This window comes from Streptomyces sp. NPDC049577, assembly GCF_040675635.1.
Lineage (GTDB): Bacteria > Actinomycetota > Actinomycetes > Streptomycetales > Streptomycetaceae > Streptomyces.
The window spans coordinates 1-4503 of sequence record NZ_JBFAPH010000426.1; the positions used below are offsets into that span (position 1 = coordinate 1).

Here is a 4503-nt window from a genome sequence, read left to right on the forward strand (position 1 = left end):
CGTCCGTGACACGGGCGGTGTGCGTCTCCCCGACGCGCGGCCGTGCGAAGGTCAGCCGGGTGCCCAGCCCAAGGTCCTCCCGCACGCCCTGCGCGGTGACGCCGCGACCCTCCCCGACGTCACAGCCTGGGACACCAAGGGCCTCACGGCCTTCAAAACAGCGATGAAGGAGCACCAGCACACCGAGGAACTCCGTCTCGGCTACGTCACGTTCACCCGCCCCCGCTCCCTGCTCCTGGCCTCGGGGCACTGGTGGGGCCCGAGCCAGAAGCGCCCCCGGGGCCCCTCCGCGTTCCTGGAGGCCCTGCGGGAACACTGCGAGGCGGGCCACGGCGAGATCGAGCACTGGGCGGAGCCACCGGCAGCCGACGAGGAGAACCCGGCCCTCGCCGAGTCCTCCCTGGACCACTCCTGGCCCCTGCCCCTGGACCCGACGTCCCTGACCCGCCGCCGAGCGGCGGCGGAGGCGGTCCTGGCGCACCTTGCGGCTCCGCACCCCCCGCAGGAGACACACGACCCGGACCGGCCGGACCCCGAGGATCTCCCGGAAGAAGAACCGGAAGAAGAACCGGAAGAAGACGTGCCGTCATGGGAGGAGCTGTCCACCACGCGCCCGCAGTCGCCGGCGGCCGGCCCCGCCCGCCCCGGACCCGCCCCCATCCCACATCCCCTGCGCACCCCCGAGGAGGAGCGCCTCATAGCCTCCTGGGACCGAGACCTGGAGGCGCTCGCCGGGGAGCTCCGCCGCGCCCGTGCGACGGTCCGCGATGTGCACCTGCCACCCGCGCTCAGCGCCTCCCAGCTCGTGCGCCTGGCAGCCGACCCGGAGGCCTTCGCGCGCGACCTGGCACGCCCCATGCCGCGCGCCCCCCAGCCCGCCGCCCGCCGCGGCACCCGCTTCCACGCCTGGGTGGAGTCCCGCTACGAGGAGCTCACCCTGCCGCTGCTCGGCCCGGACGAACTGCCCGGCGGCGCGGAGGACGAGCCGGAGATCGCGGACGAGCGCGACCTGGCGGCGCTCAAGGAGGCGTTCGAGCGCACTCCGTACGCCCGCCGCACGCCGTACCGCGTGGAGGTGCCGATCCAGGTCACCCTCGCGGGCCGGGTGATCCGGGGCCGGATCGACGCGGTGTACCGGGAGAGCACCCCGCAGGGTTACCGGTACGAGATCGTCGACTGGAAGACCACCCGCGCCCGCACGGCCGACCCCCTCCAGCTGGCGATCTACCGCCTGGCCTGGGCGGAACGCCAGAACGTACCGCTGTCATCGGTGACAGCGGCCTTCGTCTACGTACGGACCGGCGAAACGGTGAGCCCCCCGCACCTCCCCGATCGCCCAGCCCTCGAACGAATCCTCATGGCCGGACCCCCGGCGCCCCCGGATGCGGAAACCGGGTCCCGGCAGCCCCCGGGAGCCGGATAGGCTCGATGGCATGAGCAACACCCCGGACAGCGCCGTCCGCACGTACATCGCAGGTCACCGCGGTGCCTTCCTCGACGATCTCGTCGAGTGGCTGCGGATCCCGTCCGTCTCCGCGGACCCCGGCCGGGCCGCGGACGTCCGCCGCAGCGCCGAGTGGCTGGCGGCGAAGCTGACGGAGACGGGCTTCCCGACGGTGGAGGTCTGGGAGACGCCGGGCGCCCCGGCGGTCTTCGCGGAGTGGCCCTCGGGCGACGAGGGCGCGCCGACGGTGCTGGTCTACGGGCACCACGACGTCCAGCCGGCGGCCCGCGAGGACGGCTGGCACACGGACCCGTTCGAGCCGGTGATCAAGGACAACCGGCTGTACGCCCGGGGCGCGGCGGACGACAAGGGCCAGGTGCTCTTCCACACACTGGGGGTCCGGGCGCACCTCGCGGCCACCGGCCGCACCGCGCCGGCGGTGAACCTCAAGCTGCTCGTCGAGGGCGAGGAGGAGTCCGGCTCGCCGAACTTCCCGGAGCTCGTCCGCACCCGTGCCGACCGCCTCGCCTGCGACGCGGTGATCGTGTCGGACACGGGCATGTGGTCGGAGGACACCCCGACGGTGTGCACGGGCATGCGTGGCCTCACCGACTGCCAGATCGACCTGTGGGGCCCGGACCAGGACATCCACTCGGGTTCGTTCGGCGGCGCGGTCCCCAACCCGGCGACCGAGGCGGCGCGGCTCGCGGCGGCGCTGCACGACGAGGACCGCCGGGTGGCGATCCCGGGGTTCTACGACGGCATGGTCGAGCTCAGTGACGCGGAGCGCGAGCTCTTCGCGGAGCTGCCGTTCGACGAGAAGCGCTGGCTGCGCACGGCCCACTCGCACGCCCCGCTGGGGGAGGCGGGCTTCAGCACGCTGGAGCGGATCTGGGCCCGGCCCACCGCCGAGGTGAACGGCATCGGCGGCGGCTACCAGGGCCCCGGCGGCAAGACGATCGTCCCCTCGGCCGCCCAGCTGAAGCTGTCGTTCCGCCTGGTGGCGGGGCAGGACGCGGACCAGGTGCAGCAGTCGGTGCGACAGTGGGTCGCGGACCGCCTGCCGGAAGGCATCCGGCACGAGGTGACGTTCTGGGGCGCCACCCGGCCGTGTCTGACCCCGCTGGACCACCCGGCGCTGCAGTCCGTGGTCCGGGCGATGGGGAAGGCCTTCGACGGCCAGAAGATCCGCTTCACGCGGGAGGGCGGTTCGGGCCCGGCCGCCGACCTGCAGGACGTGCTCGGCGCCCCGGTCCTCTTCCTCGGCATCTCGGTGCCGTCGGACGGCTGGCACGCGCCCAACGAGAAGGTCGAGCTCGACCTGCTCATGAAGGGCGTGGAGACGGCCGCCCACCTCTGGACGGACCTGGCGGGGACGACGTCCGCGGGGGCGACGTCCGAGCGCTAGCCCGCCCGCACCGGCGCCCAGCCGGCACGCACATCACCATTCGTAGGGGGAGTTGGAAGCAGCAGTGACCACCTGGACCGACAGCGCAGCCGCCCGTCCGATCACGCTCAGCGGGGAGAGCGGCATCGACCGCGCCGCGCACCACCGCCTCGACGAGGCGTGGCTCTCCGCGGCGTGGAGCCACCCCTCGACGCGGGTCTTCGTGGTCTCCGGCGGTCAGGCGCTGATCGACGACACCCCCGACGGCCGCACCGAGCTCGTGATGACGCCGGCGTTCGAGGCGCCCGTCACGGAGACGCACCGCTACTTCCTCGGGCAGGACGAGGACGGAGTCGCGTACTTCGCCCTGCAGAAGGACGCGCTGCCCGGCCGCATCGACCAGTCGGCGCGCCCGGCCGGGCTGCGGGAGGCGGGGCTGCTGCTGTCCCCGCGCGACGCCGGCCTGCTGGTGCACGCGGTGGCCCTGGAGAACTGGCAGCGGCTGCACCGCTTCTGCTCGCGCTGCGGCGAGCGCACGGTGATCGCGGCGGCCGGTCACGTCCGCCGCTGCCCCGCCTGTGGCGCCGAGCACTACCCGCGCACCGACCCGGCCGTGATCATGCTGGTGACGGACGAGAAGGACCGGGCGCTGCTGGGCCGCCAGATGCACTGGCCGGAGGGCCGCTTCTCGACGCTGGCGGGCTTCGTCGAGCCGGGGGAGTCCATCGAGCAGGCGGTGCGCCGCGAGGTGGCGGAGGAGGCGGGCGTGGTCGTCGGTGACGTCGAGTACGTCGCCAGCCAGCCCTGGCCGTTCCCGTCCAGCCTGATGCTGGGCTTCATGGCGCGGGCCACGTCGTCGGAGATCCAGGTCGACGGCGAGGAGATCCACGAGGCGCGCTGGTTCTCGCGGGACGAGCTGCGGGCCGCCTTCGCCTCCGGTGAGGTGCTGCCGCCGACGGGCATCTCGATCGCGGCCCGGCTGATCGAGCTCTGGTACGGCGAGCCGCTGCCGTAACCGGCGGACCGAGCCGGAAGCGGGGAGGCCCCGGGCGCTCGCCCGGGGCCTTCCTGTTCCCTGCCGTACGGAGCGCGGCAAGTTTCCGCGCCGCGCCGGATCAGACGCCGAGCGCCTGCTTCACCTGGGCGAGGCTCGGGTTGGTCATGACGACCTCGGAGCCGCCGTTCACGGGCACCACGCGGACGGTCGGAACGGTCTGGTTGCCGTCGTTCGCCTTCTCCACGAACGCGGCCGAGTCGGCGTCGAGCTCGATGTTGATCTCGTTGTAGGAGATGCCCTCGCGGTCCAGCTGGCTCTTCAGCCGGCGGCAGTAGCCGCACCAGGTGGTGCTGTACATCGTCACGGTGCCCATCGACGCTCGTGCCCTTCCTTCGGTGGTGTGATTCCGGTGGTAGAACGTGCACACACCCTCCGCCATTCCCGTATTCGTACGACCGGCGGCCCCCGCCTGTGGACAACGGTTCCCGGTCGCCTCCGGGAACCTGGCAGCATGGCGGAGTGACAGCAGCAACGCTCCCCTCCCTCTTCCCGCAGGTTCCGGACTCCCCGGACGCGGTGCTCTCGGCTACGGCGTGCACCTCGTCGTCACCGCCTCCCGCAACATGGAGGTCCGGCCCGCGCTCAAGGACCAGCTCCTCAACCGCCTGGAGCTGC

At 73.1% G+C, this 4503-nt stretch carries 5 protein-coding genes; 4 read left to right on the forward strand and 1 reads right to left on the reverse strand.

Going from position 1 to position 4503, the window contains the following annotated elements; translation table 11 throughout:
* From AB0K09_RS30145 to nudC, 3 genes are all read left to right on the forward strand, one after another.
* The coding region (locus tag AB0K09_RS30145; protein WP_366068583.1) for a PD-(D/E)XK nuclease family protein at positions 1 to 1423 on the forward strand (1423 nt) is incomplete at its 5' end.
* 10 nt (positions 1424 to 1433) lie between these two features.
* On the forward strand, positions 1434 to 2852 hold the full coding sequence (locus tag AB0K09_RS30150; protein ID WP_366068584.1) for a dipeptidase: 1419 nt from the start codon (positions 1434 to 1436) through the stop codon (positions 2850 to 2852).
* A 64-nt stretch (positions 2853 to 2916) separates the two neighbouring features.
* A complete protein-coding gene (gene nudC, locus AB0K09_RS30155; protein WP_366068585.1) occupies positions 2917 to 3846 on the forward strand; it encodes an NAD(+) diphosphatase in 930 nt (309 codons plus the stop codon).
* A gap of 100 nt (positions 3847 to 3946) precedes the next feature.
* On the opposite strand, the gene AB0K09_RS30160 is transcribed toward nudC, so the two are convergent.
* Positions 3947 to 4201, reverse strand: a complete 255-nt coding sequence (locus AB0K09_RS30160) for a mycoredoxin (protein ID WP_366068586.1) — start codon at positions 4199 to 4201, stop codon at positions 3947 to 3949.
* A 46-nt stretch (positions 4202 to 4247) separates the two neighbouring features.
* Here AB0K09_RS30160 and AB0K09_RS30165 point away from each other — a divergent pair.
* Positions 4248 to 4503, forward strand: a 256-nt coding sequence (locus AB0K09_RS30165; protein ID WP_366068587.1) for a hypothetical protein, incomplete at its 3' end; no start/stop codon positions are given.